Source organism: Lachnoclostridium sp. Marseille-P6806 (assembly GCF_964238185.1).
Classification (GTDB): Bacteria; Bacillota; Clostridia; order Lachnospirales; family Lachnospiraceae; genus Brotaphodocola.
On sequence record NZ_CAXSLG010000004.1, the window covers coordinates 60,048 to 81,771 of the forward strand.

The 21,724-nt window shown below is 44.9% G+C and carries 18 protein-coding genes; 15 read left to right on the plus strand and 3 right to left on the minus strand.

What is annotated here, in order from left to right; translation table 11 throughout:
• Positions 1 to 103: 103 nt before the first annotated feature.
• The 4 genes from ACESON_RS06380 (at position 104) to ACESON_RS06395 (ending at position 4,780) form a co-directional block, all read left to right on the plus strand.
• Positions 104 to 1,231 (plus strand): iron-containing alcohol dehydrogenase, encoded by a 1,128-nt coding sequence (locus tag ACESON_RS06380; protein WP_177959100.1) that lies wholly within the window; start codon positions 104 to 106, stop codon positions 1,229 to 1,231.
• A gap of 181 nt (positions 1,232 to 1,412) precedes the next feature.
• On the plus strand, positions 1,413 to 2,246 hold the full coding sequence (locus ACESON_RS06385; RefSeq protein WP_373108922.1) for a DegV family protein: 834 nt from the start codon (positions 1,413 to 1,415) through the stop codon (positions 2,244 to 2,246).
• Between the two features lie 225 nt (positions 2,247 to 2,471).
• Positions 2,472 to 4,265, plus strand: coding sequence for a flavin reductase (locus ACESON_RS06390; RefSeq protein WP_373108923.1), 1,794 nt, complete (start codon positions 2,472 to 2,474; stop codon positions 4,263 to 4,265).
• Between the two features lie 122 nt (positions 4,266 to 4,387).
• Positions 4,388 to 4,780 (plus strand): hypothetical protein, encoded by a 393-nt coding sequence (locus ACESON_RS06395; RefSeq protein ID WP_373108925.1) that lies wholly within the window; start codon positions 4,388 to 4,390, stop codon positions 4,778 to 4,780.
• Positions 4,781 to 5,041: 261 nt separating this feature from the next.
• Here the strand turns inward: ACESON_RS06395 and ACESON_RS06400 are convergent, their stop codons facing one another.
• Positions 5,042 to 7,306, minus strand: a complete 2,265-nt coding sequence (locus ACESON_RS06400) for a helix-turn-helix domain-containing protein (RefSeq protein WP_373108926.1) — start codon at positions 7,304 to 7,306, stop codon at positions 5,042 to 5,044.
• A 123-nt stretch (positions 7,307 to 7,429) separates the two neighbouring features.
• Positions 7,430 to 8,905 (minus strand): sulfatase-like hydrolase/transferase, encoded by a 1,476-nt coding sequence (locus ACESON_RS06405; protein ID WP_177959105.1) that lies wholly within the window; start codon positions 8,903 to 8,905, stop codon positions 7,430 to 7,432.
• Between the two features lie 244 nt (positions 8,906 to 9,149).
• Here ACESON_RS06405 and ACESON_RS06410 point away from each other — a divergent pair, with 244 nt between their 5' ends.
• The 9 genes from ACESON_RS06410 (at position 9,150) to ACESON_RS06450 (ending at position 18,399) form a co-directional block, all read left to right on the plus strand.
• Positions 9,150 to 10,097, plus strand: a complete 948-nt coding sequence (locus ACESON_RS06410; RefSeq protein WP_177959106.1) for an ABC transporter permease subunit — start codon at positions 9,150 to 9,152, stop codon at positions 10,095 to 10,097.
• Positions 10,098 to 10,107: 10 nt separating this feature from the next.
• Positions 10,108 to 11,004, plus strand: coding sequence for an ABC transporter permease subunit (locus ACESON_RS06415; RefSeq protein ID WP_177959107.1), 897 nt, complete (start codon positions 10,108 to 10,110; stop codon positions 11,002 to 11,004).
• Positions 11,005 to 11,104: 100 nt separating this feature from the next.
• Complete coding sequence (locus ACESON_RS06420; protein WP_177959108.1) at positions 11,105 to 12,733, plus strand: extracellular solute-binding protein; 1,629 nt, start codon at positions 11,105 to 11,107, stop codon at positions 12,731 to 12,733.
• 45 nt (positions 12,734 to 12,778) lie between these two features.
• The gene (locus tag ACESON_RS06425) at positions 12,779 to 14,152 is read left to right on the plus strand and encodes a sulfatase (protein WP_373108927.1); all 1,374 of its coding nucleotides are present in this window, start codon (positions 12,779 to 12,781) and stop codon (positions 14,150 to 14,152) included.
• A 135-nt stretch (positions 14,153 to 14,287) separates the two neighbouring features.
• Positions 14,288 to 15,355, plus strand: coding sequence for a tRNA-dihydrouridine synthase (locus tag ACESON_RS06430; protein WP_373108929.1), 1,068 nt, complete (start codon positions 14,288 to 14,290; stop codon positions 15,353 to 15,355).
• 23 nt (positions 15,356 to 15,378) lie between these two features.
• Positions 15,379 to 15,756 carry a response regulator gene (locus ACESON_RS06435; protein ID WP_177959110.1) on the plus strand — a complete coding sequence of 126 codons (378 nt, stop codon included), beginning with the start codon at positions 15,379 to 15,381 and terminating at the stop codon, positions 15,754 to 15,756.
• Positions 15,753 to 16,559 (plus strand): YhfC family glutamic-type intramembrane protease, encoded by an 807-nt coding sequence (locus ACESON_RS06440; RefSeq protein ID WP_177959111.1) that lies wholly within the window; start codon positions 15,753 to 15,755, stop codon positions 16,557 to 16,559. The genes ACESON_RS06435 and ACESON_RS06440 overlap by 4 nt, the downstream gene beginning before the upstream one ends.
• 115 nt (positions 16,560 to 16,674) lie before the next feature.
• Positions 16,675 to 17,844, plus strand: coding sequence for an FprA family A-type flavoprotein (locus ACESON_RS06445; RefSeq protein WP_373108930.1), 1,170 nt, complete (start codon positions 16,675 to 16,677; stop codon positions 17,842 to 17,844).
• Positions 17,845 to 18,063: 219 nt separating this feature from the next.
• Positions 18,064 to 18,399, plus strand: a complete 336-nt coding sequence (locus tag ACESON_RS06450; protein WP_177959113.1) for a cyclic-di-AMP receptor — start codon at positions 18,064 to 18,066, stop codon at positions 18,397 to 18,399.
• Positions 18,400 to 19,284: 885 nt separating this feature from the next.
• On the opposite strand, the gene ACESON_RS06455 is transcribed toward ACESON_RS06450, so the two are convergent.
• Entirely contained in the window at positions 19,285 to 20,142 is an 858-nt protein-coding gene (locus ACESON_RS06455) for a radical SAM protein (protein ID WP_373109087.1), read from the minus strand.
• Between the two features lie 465 nt (positions 20,143 to 20,607).
• Here ACESON_RS06455 and ACESON_RS06460 point away from each other — a divergent pair, with 465 nt between their 5' ends.
• Together ACESON_RS06460 and ACESON_RS06465 are read left to right on the plus strand one after the other, a co-directional pair.
• Positions 20,608 to 21,339 carry an AzlC family ABC transporter permease gene (locus ACESON_RS06460; protein WP_177959114.1) on the plus strand — a complete coding sequence of 244 codons (732 nt, stop codon included), beginning with the start codon at positions 20,608 to 20,610 and terminating at the stop codon, positions 21,337 to 21,339.
• Complete coding sequence (locus ACESON_RS06465; RefSeq protein WP_177959115.1) at positions 21,336 to 21,671, plus strand: AzlD domain-containing protein; 336 nt, start codon at positions 21,336 to 21,338, stop codon at positions 21,669 to 21,671. The genes ACESON_RS06460 and ACESON_RS06465 overlap by 4 nt, the downstream gene beginning before the upstream one ends.
• The last annotated feature ends 53 nt before the right edge of the window (positions 21,672 to 21,724 follow it).

Here is a 21,724-nt window from a genome sequence, read left to right on the forward strand (position 1 = left end):
TAGAGAAATTGACAGGTTTTCTTTCCTTCTATATAATTGTAGCAAGCAGAAAAACTTATAGCTGCTGCAGGGAAATTAGACAGAGGAAAGGGGAGCTTTTATTATGAAACTTGAAAATTATGAGGTACATCTTCCGAATTATTCTATTGGAGACAAAATTTATAAAAATATTGGTCCGGTATGCGAATCCTATGGAAAAAAGGTTCTGGTAATTGGAGGAAGGAAGGCTTTGGATGCAGCCTATAATAAAATTGAAGCTTATGTGAAACAGACAAAGCTTGAGATTATTGGAAAGGTCATTTATGGTGAAAACTGTACCTATGATACTGTGGAACATTTAAGAGAGATGACCTTATATCAGCAGGCGGATATGGTGTTTGGTGTTGGCGGTGGAAAAGCTCTGGATACAGTAAAGTGTTTGTGCATACCAGATGATAAGCCTGTTTTTTCTTTCCCGACTATTGCATCGAATTGCTCTGCCTGTACTTCAGTTTCTATTATGTATCAGGAGGACGGCTCTTTCTTAAAGCCCCATTTCTTTGTCCGCCCGGTGATGCACGCCTTTATTGATACAGAGATTATTGCAAAGGCGCCCAGTCAGTATATGTGGGCGGGAATCGGCGATACCTATGCAAAATACTATGAAGCAGCTATTTCTTCCAGAGGAGAACGTCTGGAGCATTTTACGGCATTGGGAGTTGCGGTAAGTCAGATGTGCAGCAGTCCCCTTCTGGATTATGGCTCTAAAGCCTATGAGGATCACAAAAAAGGGATGCTTACATACGAGGTGGAGCAGGTTATTCTTGCAATTGTAGTAACAACGGGAATTGCATCTATTTTTCTGACAAAGGACTGTACACCGGATTATAACAGCGGTTTGGCCCATGCTGTTTTTTATGCCATGACTGCTTATCCTGTGATAGAGGAACGTCATTTGCACGGAGAGGTTGTAGGCTTTGGTGTTCTTCTGGCGCTGCTGGTAGACCAGCAGGAGGAGGCATTTGAAGATATTTACCGGCTGAATAAGGCCATTCATCTTCCTACTTCTCTGGAGGAAATTGAGATTACCCGGGAGCAGTGGGAGGAGTGCATGACACGTATTCCTCACATGTCAGATGTAGCGCACTATCCTTATCCTGTAACAGAAGATATGCTGAAATCAGCTATGGAAAGACTGGAAGAGAGAAATAAAAAAGTTCTGCAGACCCTCAGCGCTTCTTGTTCGCTGTAAGCAGACAAGAAGATGCATGGCTTATATTTTAGAGAAATTTAATCCGCCCTCATATTGACAAAATTCGACTTGTATTGCAAACTATAATAAGTGGTTTCAAAAACTATATATAACTGTTCGGGACGAGGCATCTTCTTGTCCGGAATCGTTACAACTATATTATAGGGCGGAGGATGTTATCTTGGTACAGATTATAACAGATTCTTCTGTGTTATATACAGAGGAGGAGGCGAGAAAGGCGGGCTTTGAGGCAGTGCCTCTTTGTGTCCATATAGGCGATTTGGAGGGAAGAGATTTACAGATTGATATGAAGGAGTTTTATCACCGGATAGAGGCTGGTCAGATACCAATGTCTTCTCAGCCTCCCATTGGCGAGGTGGTGGATCTGTATGAAAAGTATCAGGATTCGGAAATTATCAATATTGCCATAGCAGATGGTTTGTCAGGAACCTACTATGGAGCGTGCAGCGCGAAAGAGATGGTGGAGAATCGGAACAAAATTACCGTATTCAACAGCAGAACTCTGTGCGGACCTCATCGCTACATGGTAGAAGTGGCCCAAAAGATGAAGAAAGCAGGAAAAAGCGTTTCAGAAATTTTGGAATGGCTGGAACAGGCGGCTCAAAAAACAGAATCCTTTTTGATTCCCCAGGATTTTTCTTTCCTGAAGAGAGGTGGGAGATTGACCTCGGTGGCAGCGGCTTTAGGAAGTGTTTTGAAACTGAAGCCGGTGATGAAGCTGACGGATGACGGAACCAGAATTGACAAGTTTTTTGTAAAACGTACTATGTCAGCAGCCGTTCATGGAATCATAAACTATCTGAAAGAGAAGGGAATCGGTTCTCAGCACATTTTCTACATTGTCCATGCCGCAGCGCAGGAAGAGGCAGAGAATATTCGAAGTATGCTGGAAAAAGCATTTCCCGGGCTGGAGACTCATTTAATGGAACTGAGTCCTGTGTTTGTGGCACAGGGCGGTCCCAAGTGCATTGCTATTCAGTATATTGAGAGATAAAACTTTGGTGAATAGAATGGTATCTGTTGTATTACGTATATAATAATTGAAAAAACAGGAGAACAGAAGACTCCTGTTTTTTCATATGTACTGGAAGATAGCGGTTTCATTGTTGGAGGTGACAAGAATTTCCTTATTATAAGCGAAAAAGGCTTGTGCAGCAGAGGCAGAGAGGGTATACTGGAGATAAGCAAAAAATGCATAGAATAAAGGAGGGCAAAACCTGTGTATATTACAGATGATATTATTTATGCAGGCGTCAATGATCATCAGGTTGATTTGTTTGAGGGACAGTATCCGGTTCCCAATGGGATGTGCTACAATTCCTATGTGATCCGGGATGAGAAAATAGCAGTTATGGATACGGTGGATCAGAACTTTACCCATGAGTGGCTGGATAATGTACAGAAGGCCCTGAATGGAAGAAAACCGGATTATCTGATCGTACAGCATATGGAACCGGATCATTCTGCCAATATTGAGAATTTTCTCAAGGTTTATCCGGAGGCTGTGATTGTGGCAAATGCCAAGACCTTTGCTATGATTTCCAACTTCTTCCGTTCTCTGAACCTGGAGGGAAGAATGCTGGAGGTGAAAAACGGAGATACCCTGGATTTGGGAAATCACGTACTGACCTTTGTATTTGCGCCCATGGTACACTGGCCGGAGGTTATGGTTACCTATGACAGCCGGGATAAGGTGTTATTTTCTGCAGACGGTTTTGGTAAGTTTGGAGCCATGGATGTAGAAGAGGACTGGGATGATGAGGCCAGACGCTACTATATCGGAATTGTGGGAAAATACGGAGTTCAGGTTCAGAATCTTCTGAAGGCAGCTTCAGCGCTGGATATCCAGACAATTTGTCCTCTCCACGGTCCTGTATTAAAAGAAAATCTGGGACATTATATTGAAAAATATCAAATCTGGTCCTCCTATGCAGCTGAGTCTGAGGGTGTGATGATTGCCTATACTTCTGTTTATGGAAATACGAAAAAGGCAGTAGAGCTGCTGGCTGGCAAGCTGAGAGAGAAAGGCTGTCCTCAGGTGGTTGTATGTGATCTGGCCCGCACAGAGATGTCAAAGGCTGTAGAGGATGCATTCCGCTATGGAAAGCTGGTTCTGGCAACTACAACCTACAATGCAGATGTGTTCCCCTTTATGCGCACATTTATTGAGCATTTAACGGAGCGAGGATACCAGAAGCGTACCATCGGACTGATTGAGAATGGTTCCTGGGCACCTTTGGCTGCTAAGGTTATGAGCGGCATGTTTGAGAAGAGTAAGAATATTACCTGGCTGAATACAACAGTTAAAATCATGTCCTCGCTTAGTGAAGAGAATCTGCAGCAGTTAGAGGCTATGGCAGAGGAACTGAGCCGGGAGTATATTGCCCAGTCTGCAGAGAAGGCTAATAAGAATGACATGACTGCGCTGTTTAAGATTGGATATGGTCTGTATGTGGTAACCTCCAATGACGGAACCAGAGATAATGGACTGATTGTCAATACGGTAACTCAGCTGACAGATCAGCCCTTCCGGGTAGCAGTCAACATCAATAAAGCAAACTATTCTCACCATATTATTAAGAAAACAGGAATTTTAAATGTAAACTGCCTGTCTGTAGATGCGCCATTCTGGGTATTCCAGAACTTTGGATTCCAGAGCGGACGTCAGGCAGACAAGTTTGCAGGCTGGAAGACCTGTCGTTCTGACAATGGACTGGTATTTCTGCCTAAATACATCAATGCATTTATGTCCCTGAAGGTAGAGCAGTATGTGGATTTGGATACCCATGGCATGTTTATCTGTACGGTAACAGAGGCCCGCGTTATGAGTGATCGGGATACCATGACCTACACCTATTATCAGAAGAACGTAAAGCCGAAGCCGGAGACAGAGGGAAAGAAGGGCTTTGTCTGCAAGATCTGCGGATATATTTATGAGGGAGATACACTTCCAGATGATTATATCTGTCCTCTCTGTAAGCATGGAGCAGCAGATTTTGAACCAATAGGCTGATAAAATAAAATGCATTGAAACTTTTTAAAGGTTGTCCTCGTCTAATATTATGAAAAGGGAAAATCCTAAAGAAAAAGAGGAGCTTTGCAAAAAGGAAGCTTCCATATGAGGAGGACAATTCTATGAAAAAGAAAAATCTGGTCATTGCGGTGATTACTGTATTGATGATGACAGCTGGCTGTACTGCTCAGGGAAAGAATGAGACAACTTCGGCTGCGACAGCAGGGACAGAAGTATCAGGAGCGGAAACCGCAGGTGAGACAGAGACCGGAGAGCCAGATCAGGCTCAGTCAGAAAAGGAATCTGTGATTACAGGAATCATCAGTGACATTAAGAGCTTTATGTTTGTTATTACAGATAAAGAAGGCCACGAGTATGTGCTTTCCTTTGATCAGGGAAAGGAGCCGAAGGGTTTTTCTTCTGTAAAGGACGGAGATCGGGTGACGGTTACCTATACAGGGGAGCTGGATGAGACAGAGGCCTTTACCGGAACGGTAATTTCTGTTGAAAAATAAGGTTTCCTGAATAAAAGAGAGTTCTGAAAATGAAAAAGAGATTTTGTTTCAAAGAGGCAAATGCCATTTTTGAAGCAAAATCTCTTTTGTTTAAAATAGTAACTGTTCAAGACGGGGCATCTTCTTGTCCGGCAAAGCCGGACAAGAAACATCGGAGATTCCTCCGATGTGAGAACTGGAAGAAAGCCCCGCTTACAAGCAAGCTTGACACGGATTTTTCTTCCAATTCTCCCGCCGTCCTGAATAGTTACTCAAAATAAATCAATGGGATTCCCGCATCCGATCCTGATAAGCCTTTGGCGTGATGCCCACATATTTGTTAAATACACGGATAAAGCTGTTGGAGGAATTAAAACCTACCATTGCGCTTAAATCAACAATTTTTATCGAGGGATCCTGTTCCAGAATTTCCTTGGAGCGGTCAATTCGGTAACGGTTCAGGAAATCCTTGAAATTGTTATCGCTTAGCTGCTTAAACAGAATTCCACAGTATTTGGGTGAAATGTTCAGGTAATCGGCCAGATCATTTAACATAATGTCGTCGGAATAGTTTTCATAAATATAACCCAGCATTTTATCAAGAAGCTCTCGATCCCGGCTGTTTTCCTGTTTGCATACTGTCTGGATAATGGATTCCAGGATATCTTTAATCTCAATAAAGACCGCGGAATCATTCCAGTGATTGTAAAGGTACCGGTAATCAATATCTTTTCCAAGAAAATCCTGAGGAGTTGTTTTCATTTCCTGGAAGATTCTAGAAATTGTTCCGATGAATGCGTAAATCAGATTCTGAAGCGTTTCTTTGGAAAGATCCTTATCCCGGATATTTTCCCGGATAATGGATTCAAAGATTTCGATGGTCTCCCGCTTTCCCTCCAGAGCACAGTGGATGAGACGATTTTCCATCTGAAGAGGATAGGAATAGGTTACAGCATCAATGGAGGAAATTTCCTGGTAAGTAATCAGCCGTGATTTTGCATGGAGGAAGCGGTAATCCAGAATCCGCAGAGCCTCTTGGTAGCAGACATGCAGCTGTTCCAGTCCTTTATGGATATCGGAAAGCACAATTCTGTGATCCGAATCTAAAAGAGCATTGTTGGCTTCCATTTTATGGATCATATCTCGAAGAATTTCGCCAGCCAGGTTCAGGGAACTGGTTTTTAAAATCAATGCATAGCGGTTGTAGTCCAGATTAATGTAGAACAAATCCGGATTGTGGGCAGCTGAGTCATAGGCTGCCGCCTTTTGAAGAGAAATGGTCTGGTAGGCCCGATCGTCTTCCTGGCACAGGGTTTCTCCAATTGCCACACAGTAATCGGCATCAGGATTTTTAAACTGGCTCAGGACTTCGCCGCTGACATTTCCGGAAAACAGCAGTTCTTTGTAGGACTGGATAGACATCAGGGAGTCATTTTCAGCCATGGTTTCATGGAGACGTGTTCCAAGCTCTGTGATTTTTTCCATATTGGTACGGATGATCTGGAATTCGTCTAGCTGTTTTCCGCCTTTTACGGGAAGAACAGAGGCCTCTAACAGCTCCTTAACAGGGTGATACAGCTTTTCCACAAGATAGTAGCTGAGGGTCAGCGCCAGAGCCACACAGACGCAGACAACAACCAGGAAAAACAAGAGTCCCTGTACATGAAGAGGCAGAGGTGGGTAAAGCCGGACAAGGTGCCATCCCACATAGGGAATTTCTGATACCATCAGGTGCTGTCCCTGAAGGATCTGAAGCTGGGAAAAGTCCGTATGACTTTCGTTCATCATCAGCTGATGATATAGCTTCTGGGCTTTTTCCTGCTGTCTTTCATCTTGCTGAGAAAGGGCAAAAATTCCGCTCCCATTGTATAGGAAGAAACTGTCTGCCAGGGAATCCTGAATCAGAGAATCAATGGGAATGGTTATAAAAAATAAATAGGGGTGAATCTTACCTATATTTTTTACAATATACTGAATATCTTCCAGCTTCCCGGATTCAGAGTTATAGCGGGGAAGAACAACAGGAGTCTCATCTTCCTGAAAGTGCTCAACGATCTGTAAATAGCTTTCACTGGAAATGCCATGCTCTGCACAGTAGTTCTCGATAGAAAGGGAGCGGTTTCCGGTAAGAACCATATTGGTAATAACACCGTGATAGGCTCTGGGATTGAGAGGGGTAACTGCCACCTGGTATTCTACCTGAAGAATATCTGTAGTAGCCGCCTGTATTTTCCTTGAGGCTGCAATGGCATTAAAATAAAATTCCGGCAGAGTAGAGGAATCTACCCAGCGGGTAATTTCTGTGCCTTTGGTGCAGGCTCCAATGGCATTGACAATTACATTCACAGAAAGAGAGGAAATGTTTTTCTGTGAGACAGCGGACTGCTCCAGATAATGGTAGTAGTCTGATTTGGACTGGCGGTTTAAAAACCAGCCGGTCAGGGTGCAAAGTATCAGGGCAATGGTTAGTGCAAGGGCAAAAAACAGGCGATACAGTGAAATTTTATAAGCTCCTTGGCATTTTTTCCGGGTTCCATGGGGTCTCATAATAAATTCGGTCCTTTTTCTAAGTTGTGCTGTAACTGTTCAGGACGGGGAATCTTCTTGTCCGGCAAAGCCGAACAAGAAGCATCAGAGATTCTCCCGCCGTCCTGAATAGTTACGTTGTAGTTATGATTTTTTCAGGCTCTGGGAATACACCTCAACAGCGCTGAGTCCTTCGTGATGACCAAATCCCAGAGGATGCTTTCTGTAAGCAGACGCATCGGAGCAGGCAAGGCGGAAGAAATCATCCCCTGTTTCCTCTACATGCTTTTTCAGCTTTTCACGATACTGTTCCAGAATCTGTGCATATTCAGGAAGGCGGGCTAGATTTCGTTTTTCCAGACGATCGTTGTTTAAATCAAACAACTCTTCACTGTCCGGCTCCAGGTAGCAGGTGTATTTGTAGTGCTCATCACAAATCATACGTCCAGGCACAGTATAATCCCGGAATTCGTCGTGCCACTCAGATGCCACATAGGCATTGTCTGTACGGTCACAGGCTCCGGACAGGGAGGATAGCTGGCTCCTTCCGGCAAAGGAATCTTTTAAAATGCCAGCATGGTCTAACATGGTGGGAAGAAGATCCAGGAGAGAGAATACGCCGTTGATTCTTCTTCCTCCGGCAATACGGGGGCCGCAGGCAAAGAAGGGAACCCGGTTGCTTTCCTCATAGAATACACCGTATTTGGTAACCATTCGATGGGATGCCATTCCTTCTCCGTGGTCAGCAAAGAAGAGGATAGCAGTATTGTCTGCCTTGTTGCTTTCCTCCAGTGCATTTAAGATTTCTCCAATCTGCTGATCTACCATTTCCAGATAGTAATAGTAGGCATAGAGATAATACCGGTAATCGGTTTCATCCCAGTGGCTGGCATGACGAAGTCTGCGGTGAGCGCAGCAGAGATACTGGATAAATTCCGGACGGTTTTTGATATCATCAAACTCAAAGTTTTCCGGAAGCGGAGGAAGTTCTCTGTCCAGCGGGAAGTTTTCCGGATCCGCTCCATGCTGCTTTTCTCCAATATAGGCACAGATATTATGTGGATTCTGGAGATCTGCTACAGCGAGGAAGGGCTGTGTGGTTTGGGCACCTTCTGTTTTCAGCCAGCTGACCGTTTTCTCTGTTGTATCAATATCAAGGAAGGTTTCATAATCAAACTTGATAGCAGGATTGGTACGTTCTTTTGGAATTTCATTAGAAGGAATTACCTCGAATCCTTTTAATGCACCGTAGTCATGAGTTTTTCCGAAGTGAACACACCGATAACCGGCGTCAGAAAAAAGCTCTCCCATAGCTGGAATCGTATCGGAAACAGATGGGAAGGTTTCCGGTATCTGTGTCTGGTCATCGCCCTGATAGAAAGGCAGGCGCTGCTTGGGAAGATTGGTGCGCACCATGGTTTCGTGAGGATAGCGGGATGTCCAGAAGGAGGCTCTGGCTGGCTGACATAGTGGGCAGGGAGTATATGCGTATTCATAAATTGCAGAACGCTCTGCCAACCGATCTAAATTAGGTGTGCGGGAATAGGTATTTCCATAGGCACTCAAAGCGGTAGCAGACAGCTGATCGCAAATAATAATCAAATAGTTTGTTGGATTCATAGGGACCTCTCTTTCTTTTCTTTGGAAGAAATCAATAAAAATAAAATCATTTCTCTTAATATAGTATAAAAAATGCCGTAAATCAATAGAATCATTCCCTTTGGTGATGCAGTTGAAAAATGGTGATGCTTTTATAGGGGAAAAAGAATGCCTTTTGAAAAACGATGATTTACTTATATAGGGGTTTCGGGGTAAACTGTATCTACAAAAGCGTGCACGCCAAAAAAACTAAGGGGGTTTCCTGATGCAAAAGCAGTCAAAAGAAAAAACAGCACTGGGGACACAGCTGAAGGTGGGGCTTAAAAGTATTGCAAAGAATTATCAGCTGTATCTGCTTCTTCTCCCAGGCCTGTTATGGTTCCTGGCCTTTGCTTACCGGCCGATGTCCGGTCTGCGGATCGCATTCTATGATTATAACATTTTCCGCGGGTTTGAGGGCAGTGAATTTGTGGGGTTAAAGAATTTTGTTGATTTTTTAACTGGAAGAGATTTTATCCGTGTATTTAAAAATACATTGATGATTTCTTTCTGGCAGATTGCAGTTTGTTTCCCGGTTCCGATTCTCCTGGCCATTTGTGTTACAGAGATGAAGAACAAATTTGTCAGCAAGCTGACACAGACAGCAACACTGCTTCCGCACTTTGTATCTGTTGTAGTAGTATGTGGTATGGTTGTAAACTTCCTGTCTCCCAGTACCGGTATCATTAACATGATTCTTTCTAAGCTGGGATTCGAACCTACATATTTTATGGTACAGCCGCAGTATTTCAGAGGTATCTATACAGGAATGACACTTTGGCAGAATGCCGGATTTAATGCGCTTGTTTTCATCGCCGCTATCATGGGTATTGATCCTCAGCTTTATGAGGCAGCTACCGTAGATGGAGCTGGAAAATGGCAGAAAATCAAAAGTATCACTTTCCCGGCAATCATGCCGACCATTGTTACCATGTTCGTATTAAACATTGGTAAGATGGTAAAGGTTGGATACGAGGCAATCCTGCTTCTTTATCAGCCTTCTACTTATGCAACTGCAGACGTTATTGCAACCTACTCTTACCGCCTTGGATTTGAAAACGGTAACTACGGTTTGGCGACAGCTGTAGGTCTGTTCGAAGCACTGGTGGCTCTGATTCTGGTTTCCTTATCCAACTGGGTAAGCCGGAAGATTACAGACAATGCACTTTGGTAAGGAGGACGGCATGAAAAAGAAGAAACATCAGGGTCAGGTCATCGGAACCGGTGAGAAGGTTTTCAACGTTTTCATGGTAATCATGGGAATTATCATCTCAATGGTTGTTCTGTACCCGATTTATTACGCGCTGATCGCATCATTAAGCAAACCGCTGTACGTGGAAAACGGCTCTGTTATGTTTTCCATTAAGAATTTCACTCTGGACAGCTACCGTCAGGCTATTGCAAAACCAGGAATCTGGACTGCTTACGGTAATACCCTGTTCTATACCATTGCCGGTGTAGCAGTAAACATGGCATTTACCACATCCATGGCATATGCTCTGTCTAAGAAACGTCTGGCATTCCGGAAATTCTTTACACTGGTTGCAATTTTCACCATGTGGTTCAATGCAGGTATTATTCCTACCTATTTGAACTTCAGAGATTTCGGTCTGTTAAATACCAGAACTGCAATTATTCTGGGCTTTGCAATTAATACCTACAATATGGTTATTATGAAGAGCTTCTTTGAGCAGGTACCTTATGAACTGGAGGAGGCGGCTTTCATTGACGGAGCCAACCACTTTACCATCTTCTACAAGATTTTCCTGCCGCTGTCAAAACCGGCTCTGGCTACTGTGGGTCTGTTCTACGCAGTAAACAGATGGAACAGCTACTTCTGGGCAATGCAGCTGTTAAATGATGATTCTAAGGCTCCGCTGCAGGTTATGTTAAAGAAGATGATCGTAGACCGTGTAGCGAACGCAGCCGATGCAGCTTTGGTAACTGCAGAATCATTAAGCTCACCGACAACCATTATTTATGCGGTCATTATCATTGCAATCATCCCGATGCTGGTAGTGTTCCCGTTTGTTCAGAAATACTTTAAGACCGGTCTTACCGTAGGCGGTGTTAAGGGTTAAATTTATGCATTCATTCCGTTCGGCTTCCTGACTGGGGTATCCAGTTTACAGGAAGCTGAATGGAATCGTAAAAAACATTATATTTTAAAGGAGAAGGGTTATGAGAAAACAGCAGGTAATCGCACTGGCACTGGCAGCTGCATCAACAGCATCTCTGGTAACCGGATGCGGCGGCAAGAAGGAAGAGGCTCCGGCAGGAAACGGTCAGCCGGCAGCAACACAGGCAGCAGGAGCAGAGGGGGAAAAACTGGAAGGAAGTCTGGTTTCCGCTGAGCCGAAGGAATTTACAATTTTCCTGAACTTCAATAATATGCCGTTTGATCCGACCTGGCAGGTATGGCAGGAAGCTGCAAAGAGAACCAATGTCAGCTTAAAAGGAACCATTTCTAAGACAAACTCTAACGAGGAAGAGGCATTTAACCTGATGCTCAGCTCCGGTCAGCTGTCTGATATTATCGGATATGTAGATGCATCTGAGCTGGAAAAGCTGGGAAGAGACGGCGGTCTGATTCCGTTAAATGATCTGATTGAAGAGCATGCACCGAATATTAAGAGAGTTATGGAAGAGGATGACAGATATCGTCAGTCTGCAACCTCTCTGGATGGAAATATTTACTATCTGCCGAAGAACCAGGAGCTGCTGTCTGCTGAGTACTGGTGGATTCGTGAAGACTGGCTGACCAAGCTTGGGCTGGAGGTTCCCACCACAGTAGATGAGCTGCATGACGTACTGTACGCATTCCGCAATGAGGATCCTAACGGAAACGGATTAAAGGATGAGGTTCCGCTGTTTGACCGTGCAGGATGGAAGATGCCTGAAGAGTATCTGTATCTGTGGGATACCAGCACCACTTTCTATCCGAGAGACGGAAAGATTACCTTTGAGCCGATGGAAGAGAACTTCAAGGACGGCGTAAGAGGCATGATTCAGTGGTATAAAGAAGGCATTATTGACCCGGAGATCTTCACCAGAGGCGCATCCAGCCGAGATACTCTGCTGAGCGGAAACCTGGGCGGATGTACTCATGACTGGGTAAGTGCAGGTAACTACAATACTTCTTTGGCAGAGGCAATTCCTGGCTTCAAGATGATCCCGATTGCACCGCCGGCAGACCAGCACGGAGTAGTAAAAGAGAGAGTAAGCCGTTATCCGGGCGCTGGCTGGGGAATTTCTTCTCAGTGTAAGGATCCGGTAACTGTTATTAAATTCATGGATTACTTCTTCTCTGAGGAAGGCGATGAGTTAATCAACTGGGGTATTGAAGGCGATACCTACACCAAGAATGCAGACGGAACAAAGCAGTTTACAGATAAGGTTCTTAAGTCTGAGCTGACTCCTATCGGATACCTGCGTTCCATCGGCGCTCAGTACCGTATCGGTATGTGCCAGGACGGCGAGTACGAGAAGGCAACCATGACTGAGATTGGTAAAGAAGCAAGTGAGCTTTACAACGCACATCCGGAATGGTTTGGCGAGGATATGCCTCCTTACGCAGACGGTGAGCTGGAGCTGAAGTACAGTGCAGAGGTTGATACCGAGTACAAGAACCTGATGGCAAACATTCAGCCGTACGTAGAGGAGAAATTCCAGTCCTGGATTCTGGGCGTAAATGATTTCGAGGCTGAGTATGACCAGTTTATTGAAGAGCTGAAGGCAAGAGGAATCGAGCGTGCTCTGGAAATCAACCAGGAAGCATATGAGACCTACTTAAACGGTTCTGCAAACTAATTATCTGATTTTCATAAAAAATAACGATCAATTACGGAGAACGCTATGAAACCAGTGAATCTGCTTTATATCTTTGCAGATCAGTGGCGTGCTCACGGAATTGGGGCAGCAGGAGAGGATCCGGTGCTGACACCGAATATGGATGCATTTGCAGCTGAAAGCATGAGCTGTACCAATGCAGTCAGCACCTATCCTCTTTGTTCGCCTCACCGGGCATCGCTTCTGACCGGAAAATATCCACAGAGCTGCGGCATGTGGACCAACTGTAAAATAGGGCTGGACGAGGTGGTAATGCTGAGACCTCAGGAAGTGACCATTTCCGATGTGCTTCATGAGGCAGGATACGACACTGGATACATTGGAAAATGGCATCTGGACGGAAGTGAAGAAAACTTCCATGCCAGCCCTTCCTCAGGAGCCCGTTACTGGGATGCCTATACTCCGCCGGGAGAGCGTCGTCATCACTTTGACTACTGGCTTTCCTATGGAGCCATGGACAAACATCTGGAGCCACATTACTGGAAAGATACCTGCGAACCTATCTATCCGGGAAAATGGTCACCAGAGTTTGAAACGGACGCGGCGATCGAGTATCTGGAGCAGCGGAAAAATGATAACCCCTTCTGTCTGTTCCTGTCCTGGAACCCGCCGCATCCGCCTTATGATATGGTTCCTGAGCGGTACATGGAACTTTATGAAGGAAAAGAACTTCCTTTCCGGGAGAATGTGCCGGAGGAATGGAAGCAGGATCCTTCCTATCTGAAAAAGAGGCAGGAGTATTTTGCAGCAATCAGCGGACTGGATGAAAATTTTGGCCGTCTGATGGATTTCCTGAAGGAAAAAGGTCTGATGGAAAATACACTGATTGTTCTGTCAGCGGATCATGGAGACTGTATGGGCTCTCATGGACGTTACGGCAAGAATATCTGGTATGAAGAATCCATCCGGATACCGCTTTATTTCCATGGCCCGGGAATCCCGGCTGGAGAAAGTGATGTTTTGTTCGCCAGTCAGGATCATATGCCGACGCTTCTTCAGCTTCTGGGAGTCAGTCAGCCGGATACCATTGAGGGAAGATGTCTGGGAGACTGGATTAGAAAAGAAGAAACGGAGGGCGAGCCGGAGCATGCATATCTGTGTATGTTCCCCGGAATGCCGGAGCTGGTAAATCCCTATCGGAAGCTGGGCATGAATCCAAAGTCCTTTGGATGGAGGGGAATTCGTACCAAAACCCACACCTATGTGGTGGATTTGGGATGTACCCCTGGAGATAAGCCGAAACGTCTTCTTTATGACAATGAGGCAGATCCTTTCCAGATGAATCCCAAGGAGCTGGGACCGGAGAATCCGGAAGCAGTTCATTATGACGGAATTTTAAGAGAGTATCTGGAGCGGTTAAACGATCCTTTCCTGCTGTAGCAGGAAAGCAATACCTGTTAAAAAATAAGTAATAAGACTACCTGTTTGAAAATGCCGGAGCAGTTTTTCTGCCTCCGGTATTTTTCGATCCCTGCCGCGCCTGAATTGAGTTCTGGTTGCGGAAAAAAAGGATACATGATAAACTTAATTAATTGCAAAAAACGTATTATGGAAGGAACAGAGAGTAAGGATATGAAAATTCACTTTGCCCCGATGGAGGGGATTACCGGCCATGTATTTCGTAGGGCTTATTCCAGACATTTTTCTGGAATTTCGGAGTATTATTCCCCTTTTCTTACACCAAATCAGACAAGAAAGCTGACCAGCCGGGAGATGGAGGATGTTCGTCCTGAGAATAATCAGGGAATCAGGCTGATTCCTCAGATTCTTACGAATCAGGCAGAGGATTTCCTTTGGGCGGCCAGGAAGCTGAATGAGATGGGGTATGATACGGTGAATCTGAATTTGGGGTGCCCTTCTGCTACAGTAGTGCCCAAGCGTCGGGGCGCCGGTTTTCTTGGCATTCCAGAGGAGCTGGATCGTTTTTTTGAGCGGGTAAGCAGAGAATTGGAGACATATTCCATGGGGCTTTCGGTAAAAACTCGTATAGGAATGGAAGAACCGGAGGAGTTTTCTACTTTGCTTTCTATTTATAACAGATATCCTTTGAAAAAGCTGATTATTCATCCAAGGCTGCAGACAGATTACTATAAAAATCATCCCAATCTGGAGGTATTTGCCTCAGCGGTAGCAAGCAGCGAAAATCCAGTATGCTACAATGGAGATATCTTTTCTGTGGAGAATGCAGAGAGCTTTCAGAAACGTTTTCCCGGAGTAGGAGAGATCATGCTGGGAAGAGGGCTTTTATCGAATCCCTTTCTGGCAGAGGCGCTGACACAGAAGGGAGAAGATTTGCCGCAGGTCTTGGGGAATGTTCCTGGAAGCAGAGCCTGCAGGCAGCGACTGGCAGCTTTCCATGGAGAGCTTCTGGAAGGGTATGGCAGAGTGATGTCTGGTGATCGGAATGTTCTGTTTAAAATGAAGGAGCTCTGGGCGTATCTGGGATTTCTTTTTGAGGGAGAGGAAAAGCTGTTAAAGAAGATTAAGAAGGCGCAGAAAATGGCGGATTATCAGGCTGTGACTGAGGAGCTTATTTGGAATGGGGCAATGAAGGAACACCCGTCTTTTGGCGGCTGGAAATAAAATATAAGGGTAGGGGATATGAAATGGCGGTAAATGTAGTGATTGTGGATAATGATGAAGAGCTGCTTGACAAGATGACCGGTATTTTCCGGAATCTGGATCAGGTCTGCCTTTTGGGGCAGTTTGAAGAAGCTGTGGCAGTTGTAGAATTTGTAAAAGAAAATCAGGTGGATATGGTATTTACAGATATTGTAATGCCTGATATCAGCGGAATCAGTTTGGCTTCTGAGCTTCATAAGCTGAAGAATCCTCCGGCTGTGGTTTTAATGTCCAGTATTCCCGGATTTTCACTGGAGGCGTGGAAGATTCAGGCTTTTGGATTTATTGAGAAGCCGTATACCAGGGCTCAGGTGGTCAAAATGGTAGATTTGTATCAGAAAGGAAGGAGAGGGTTGGAATGACAGAATTGCATGTGCCTGCCGGCAGCATTGCCGGGATGGTATTTTCTCTTGTAGTGGCCTGGGGGCTTCCCCTGGCTCTTCTGATTTTGATTCGACGGAAACAAAAGGCTGATATGCTGCCGTTTTTTCTGGGATGCGGAAGTTTCTTTTTATTTGCCATGCTTCTGGAGCAGCTGATGCACAGCCTGGTGCTTTTGAAAATGGGGCCAGTGAGCAAAGCTCTGAGTGAAAATCTGTGGCTCTATGCTCTTTATGGCGGACTGGCAGCAGGTTTGTTTGAGGAAACAGGGCGTTATCTGACCATGCGTTTTCTTATGAAGGGAAAATGGACCAGAGAAAATGCTCTGATGTATGGAGCAGGTCACGGCGGTCTGGAGGCTGTACTGATTCTTGGAATGGCATCGGTAAATAATCTGCTCTATTCTGTTATGATTAATACCGGAAGCCTGGTATCTGCTCTGTCGGAGAATATGGACAGCCAGCAGGTGCTGGAAAGTCTGGCGCCTTTGGGGCAGCTTCCGGCCTGGCAGTTTTTTCTGGGAGGAGGAGAACGGATTCTGGCGATTGCCCTTCATCTGGCTCTTTCCCTGTTTGTCTGGAAGGCAGTAAGAAATCGGGAAAAATGGTATTTCTATCCCCTTGCCATTGTACTTCACATGGGAGTCAATATGGCTTCAGTGCTGGCAGCCAATTATGGAAAACTGGTTCTGGCAGAGACTGTTACACTGGCAGGAACTGCAGTCATCGGATATGCTGCCTGGAAATGGTGCTGGAGTAGTGAGAATAGAGAAACAAAGAACTAATACCGATAAGATTTTGTGATTTTTTCTAATAGAATGTTTTTTCGGCTCATGATAAAATATGCGGGATTGATGTATTCAAAAATAGAAAGAAGCATATTTTACAGGAGGAAGCAACATGAAGGACACTTATATTTCAGATTCTGTATTATATATTGGAGTGACAGATAAAACATTGGATCTGTTTGAAAGCCAGTACCAGGTTCCCAATGGAGTAACCTATAATTCCTATGTAATTATGGATGATAAGATTGCCGTGATGGATACTGTGGACGGACGGGCTACAGAGCAGTGGTTTGCCAATCTGGAGCAGGCTCTGGCAGGTGAGCCGGCGGATTATCTGATCGTATCTCACATGGAACCAGATCATGCAGCTAATATTAAGCGGTTTGCAGAGCGTTTCCCAGAGGCTAAAATTGTGGGAAATGCAAAAACCTTTGCCATGATCGAACAGTTTTTTGATCTGGATCTGACAGACAGAAAGGTTGAAGTAAAGGAAGGTAGTACCCTGGAGCTGGGAACACACACCCTTCAGTTTTTTATGGCTCCCATGGTTCACTGGCCGGAGGTTATGGTCACATATGAGCAGCAGGAAAAGATCCTTTTTTCTGCAGATGGGTTCGGACGTTTCGGCACCATGGATTCCGAGGAAAACTGGGAGGATGAGGCAGCCCGTTACTATCTGAATATCGTTGGGAAATACGGAGTTCAGGTCCAGGGGCTTCTGAAAAAGGCATCAGCTCTGGATATTGCTGTAATATGTCCCCTTCACGGCCCTATTTTGAAGGATGATCTGGCCTTCTATCTGGAAAAATACCAGATTTGGAGCACCTATCAGCCAGAGCAGAAGGGCGTGCTGGTAGCGTATGCGTCTGTTCATGGAAATACTGCTCATGCTGCTGAGCTTCTGGCCCAAATGCTACGCCAGAAGGGAGAGGAGCATGTCGAGGTGATGGATCTGGCGCGCACCGATATGTCGGTGGCTGTCCGGAAGGCATTTTTTTATGACAGAATGGTAGTGGCAGCTGCAACCTATGACGGAGGCCTTTTCCCCTGTATGGAAGAATTTCTTCTTCACATGAAGTCAAAGGGATTCCAGAAACGTACCGTAGGAATCATGGAAAATGGCTCCTGGGCGCCGATGGCAGGAAAGGCCATGCGGGCAATTCTGGAAACCATGAAGCAGATTACTTTTGCAGAGCCTACAGTAACCATTAAGTCTGCTGTCCATGAAGATACAAAGCAGCAGATGGAGGCGCTGGCAGAGGCTCTTGTACAGGAAAAATAAAGCCGGCGTTCCGTTTGAATTTTCACAGAGCAATGCCCGGCGTTTCTCGTCCGCGGTAATCTAATCTGGTAGGAAGAATCATGGCTGAATTGCTGCAGGAATGGAACGTCCTGGAATCAAGCGATTTACATGTTGAGAGAATTGTGATATAATCAATGAAATTGTTGCAAATATTCCGGAGTTTTCTATAGAAAATTCTGTGTGCAGGAGGTGCATGATATGAAGATTATTTATGCAATTGTAAGTTCTGATGATGGAAACCGTGTAACAGATGTACTGACAGAGCATCAGTTTAGTGTGACCCGACTGGCGACAACCGGCGGATTCCTGAAAAAGGGAAATGCAACTCTGATGATTGGTACAGACGAGAATCGTGTAGACGAGGCGATTGATCTGATTCATGAGACCTGCGGAAAACGACAGAGAATTACCTGCGATATGCCTGCTCCCGGAATCGGAGCTATGTCTACCGGATATATGATGATGCCGGTAACGGTAGAGCTGGGCGGAGCAACCATATTTGTAACCGATGTGGAGCGGTTTGAGAAGTTTTAAGCTTCTCCCTTCCACAGAAAAATAGGATTCGAGAGAAAGAACCTTGTGGGCAGCATAGGAGGCTTTTTCTCGGGTCCTTATTTTATTTCATAGAAAATTACACCCTATGAAATAAAAACGCTTCGCAGGGATCGCCATGAGGAGGCTGAGAATTTTGTCGCAGAAGCGACCTACCGTAGGCGGAGAAGCTCGCGAGCGATCTTCTTTCTTATGTCATGGAAGGTTGATTTCGATGCGCGATTCGTGTGTTTTGATTAAATTTTTTGAATTGTTATATACAATTTGATAATTAACAAATAATATAAAAATAATTCTAAAAAAGCGTTGACAAATGGTTGGTTATCTGGTATTATAAAGACAACAAAACAAGAGAGAAACAAAAAGAGAACAAAAAGTTCTCAATCGAAATTCTCAGAGGAAAGGGAATTTCAAAAAATATGAAAGAAGGAGGTACGGACCACCGAAATAGTTAGTTTCGTTTCCACTACATAATGAGATAGATGGAAACAAAGGAAAAAGAATCTGCCAGGTGAAAAACCAAGAGGAAGTATCCATTTCAAAGGGTTATCAAAAACTGAAAAGAATTGTTTTTTCTATATGACGAGAAAGTATAGGGAGAGGGATATATTTCAGAACCGGATAACAGTTAAGATACAAAAGATAGTGAGTGGAGAAGATTGGTAGAGTAACAAAGGGCAGAGGAAAATTTTATTACATAATAAAATAAAGAGAGGTACAGTCCAATGGACGAAGAAAAGTGAAAGAGGATATCAAAGATGTCAATCGTTGGTATCCTCTTTTTAGGTTCGTTTTTATAATTTTGTGTAAATGTCAGAAATGATTACTACTAATGAACAAACATAATATTAGCAAAACAATTAATTCCTACAGCCCCTGATAGGCAAAGGACGGCGTATATTCTTCCTTGGCGCTGGTCCGTTTCTGCATAAATCCCTGCTCCAGCCCAGATTCCAGGGCAGTATCCACAACCTTCTGATATTCATAGCTGGTAATACGTCTGTTTAATTCCGGGAAATCGGGATTTTTTTCATAGGGCGTATACTGGCTCAGCAAACTGATATAAAACTGTTTTTTGGGAAGCTCTTCGGCCATCCATTTGATGAGTTGGATGGAGTCCTTCTTTTGACCGGGAAGTACAAGATGGCGGATAATTACACCTTTTTGCATGATTCCCTGAGCATCAAAGACAGGTGTTCCTGTCTGAAGAATCATTTGCCGGATAGCAACAGAAGCCCTGTCAAAATAGTCTGGCGCCTGTGAATAGCGGCGGGATAAATTGGAACTGAAATATTTCAGATCAGGAAGCCAGATGTCTACATAGCTTCTGAGGGCCTGAATGGTTTCAAGCCGTTCATAGCCGCCGCAGTTGTATACAACAGGGATGTGAAGCTGTTTTTTTACCATGTCCAGAGCAGGCAGAATCCAGGGAAGATAATGAGTGGCAGTGACCAGATTGATGTTGTGGGCGCCCTGCTCCTGAAGCTCTAAAAATATCTCAGCTAATCGCTCAGAAGAAATGGATTTGCCCTGGGGCGCTCTGCTGATTTTGTAATTCTGGCAGAAGCAGCAGCGGAGGGTGCATCCGCTGAAAAAAATAGCTCCGCTTCCCTGGGGGCCGCTGATACATGGCTCTTCCCAGAAATGAAGGGCAGCCCGGGCAGCCAGAATGCCGGCTGGAGCCTTGCAGTATCCGGATGCTGTAGTGCGGTCTGCTCTGCACATACGGGGGCAGAGACAGCACTGAGAATGAGAATATAGTTCTGATAAATGGGACAATAGAATACCTCCTAGCTGCAAATGGCTGTATCCCTGAAAGCGGTGAAGAAAAGTAATTGTTCAGGACGGGGCATCTTCTTGTCCGGCAAAGCCGAACAAGAAGCATCGGAGATTCTTCCGATGTGAGAACTGGCAGGAAAACCCGCGTACAAGCAAGCTTGACACGAATTTTTCTGCCAGATCTCCCGCAGTCCTGAATCGTTACGAAGAAAAAACGAAAGCTGCAGGGAGTTTGCCGGTTGACAAATAAAATCAATGTGATTACAATAAAACAATCGCAGAAGCCTGACTGCTCTGAATGGATACAGATGGTTCCTGCAATGTGGCTCACATGATAGGATTTACATGTATCAGTATACGGGAGTACAGCCTGGAAAGCAAGAAATAATTTATGTCAGAGAGGTAGAGGACATGTGGGATTGGAGACGTGCAGAGCTGAATTACGCATTTCCCAGAACCGTTCCCATTATGGTGGGATATCTGTTTCTGGGAGCAGCTTATGGGATTCTGATGAATGTGAACGGATATGGAATCGGCTGGACAGCAGCTATCAGTATTTTTGTTTATGCAGGAAGTCTTCAGTATCTGGGGGTTACGATGCTTGCAGCAGCGGTGTACCCCGTTACGGCGCTTGTGATGTCCCTGATGCTCAATGCCCGCCACCTGTTTTATGGGATTTCCATGCTGGGAAAATACGGAGGTTTGAAACGGTTCCGAGCGTATTTGATTTTTTCTCTGACCGATGAGACCTTTTCTGTGGTCTGCAGTGAACAGATTCCGTCTGAACTGGAACGGGAATGGGTTTATTTCTGGATCAGTTTTCTGAATCAGTGCTACTGGGTGGGCGGAAGTGTTCTTGGCGCTCTGGCAGGAAACCTGATTACATTTAATACGAAAGGACTTGATTTTGCCCTGACGGCTCTGTTTGTTGTAATTTTTGTAGATCAGTGGAAACAGAGGGAGGGACACAGACCGGCGCTTCTCGGTGTCGGCGCGTCGGCGCTCTGTCTTCTTATATTTGGAAAGGATGCCTTTATTTTGCCGTCCATGGCAGTGATTTTCGCTGTTTTGGGCTTTTCCTATCAGAGAAAGGAAAAGCTCAGGACAGAGCGGATAAAGGCAGAGAGGGAGGAAGAGGGATGAGTCAGATTCCAGTGAGAGCGCTTTTGATTGTATCTGCAATGGTAGTTGGAACGTTGATAACCCGGTTCCTTCCGTTTTTTGTGTTTCCTGCCGGGAAAAAAACTCCGGCATTTGTGGATTATCTGGGCAAGACGCTGCCCTTTGCAACCATGGGACTTCTGGTTGTTTATTGTCTGAAGGGGATCCATTTGACAGCGGCGCCCTATGGGCTTCCGGAAATCCTGTCTGTAGGGCTGATTGCAGTTCTTCACTGGAGGAAGGGAAATTCTCTTCTCAGCATTGGTATTGGAACTGTATTTTATATGTTTCTGGTGCAGGCAGTGTTCCGGTAATCTGAGAAAAACATAAACAGAATATGAATTTCCTGTGAAATTAGCAGGTGGCA

Excerpts from the sequence above, each read along its gene's own strand:
- ACESON_RS06380 (WP_177959100.1), top strand. The coding sequence starts at position 104 with ATGAAACTTGAAAATTATGAGGTACATCTTCCGAATTATTCTATTGGA.
- ACESON_RS06395 (WP_373108925.1), top strand. The coding sequence starts at position 4,388 with ATGAAAAAGAAAAATCTGGTCATTGCGGTGATTACTGTATTGATGATG.
- ACESON_RS06400 (WP_373108926.1), bottom strand. The coding sequence starts at position 7,306 with ATGAGACCCCATGGAACCCGGAAAAAATGCCAAGGAGCTTATAAAATT.
- ACESON_RS06405 (WP_177959105.1), bottom strand. The coding sequence starts at position 8,905 with ATGAATCCAACAAACTATTTGATTATTATTTGCGATCAGCTGTCTGCT.
- ACESON_RS06410 (WP_177959106.1), top strand. The coding sequence starts at position 9,150 with ATGCAAAAGCAGTCAAAAGAAAAAACAGCACTGGGGACACAGCTGAAG.
- ACESON_RS06415 (WP_177959107.1), top strand. The coding sequence starts at position 10,108 with ATGAAAAAGAAGAAACATCAGGGTCAGGTCATCGGAACCGGTGAGAAG.
- ACESON_RS06420 (WP_177959108.1), top strand. The coding sequence starts at position 11,105 with ATGAGAAAACAGCAGGTAATCGCACTGGCACTGGCAGCTGCATCAACA.
- ACESON_RS06425 (WP_373108927.1), top strand. The coding sequence starts at position 12,779 with ATGAAACCAGTGAATCTGCTTTATATCTTTGCAGATCAGTGGCGTGCT.
- ACESON_RS06430 (WP_373108929.1), top strand. The coding sequence starts at position 14,288 with ATGATAAACTTAATTAATTGCAAAAAACGTATTATGGAAGGAACAGAG.
- ACESON_RS06435 (WP_177959110.1), top strand. The coding sequence starts at position 15,379 with ATGGCGGTAAATGTAGTGATTGTGGATAATGATGAAGAGCTGCTTGAC.
- ACESON_RS06440 (WP_177959111.1), top strand. The coding sequence starts at position 15,753 with ATGACAGAATTGCATGTGCCTGCCGGCAGCATTGCCGGGATGGTATTT.
- ACESON_RS06445 (WP_373108930.1), top strand. The coding sequence starts at position 16,675 with ATGAAGGACACTTATATTTCAGATTCTGTATTATATATTGGAGTGACA.
- ACESON_RS06450 (WP_177959113.1), top strand. The coding sequence starts at position 18,064 with ATGAAGATTATTTATGCAATTGTAAGTTCTGATGATGGAAACCGTGTA.
- ACESON_RS06455 (WP_373109087.1), bottom strand. The coding sequence starts at position 20,142 with ATGTGCAGAGCAGACCGCACTACAGCATCCGGATACTGCAAGGCTCCA.
- ACESON_RS06460 (WP_177959114.1), top strand. The coding sequence starts at position 20,608 with ATGTGGGATTGGAGACGTGCAGAGCTGAATTACGCATTTCCCAGAACC.
- ACESON_RS06465 (WP_177959115.1), top strand. The coding sequence starts at position 21,336 with ATGAGTCAGATTCCAGTGAGAGCGCTTTTGATTGTATCTGCAATGGTA.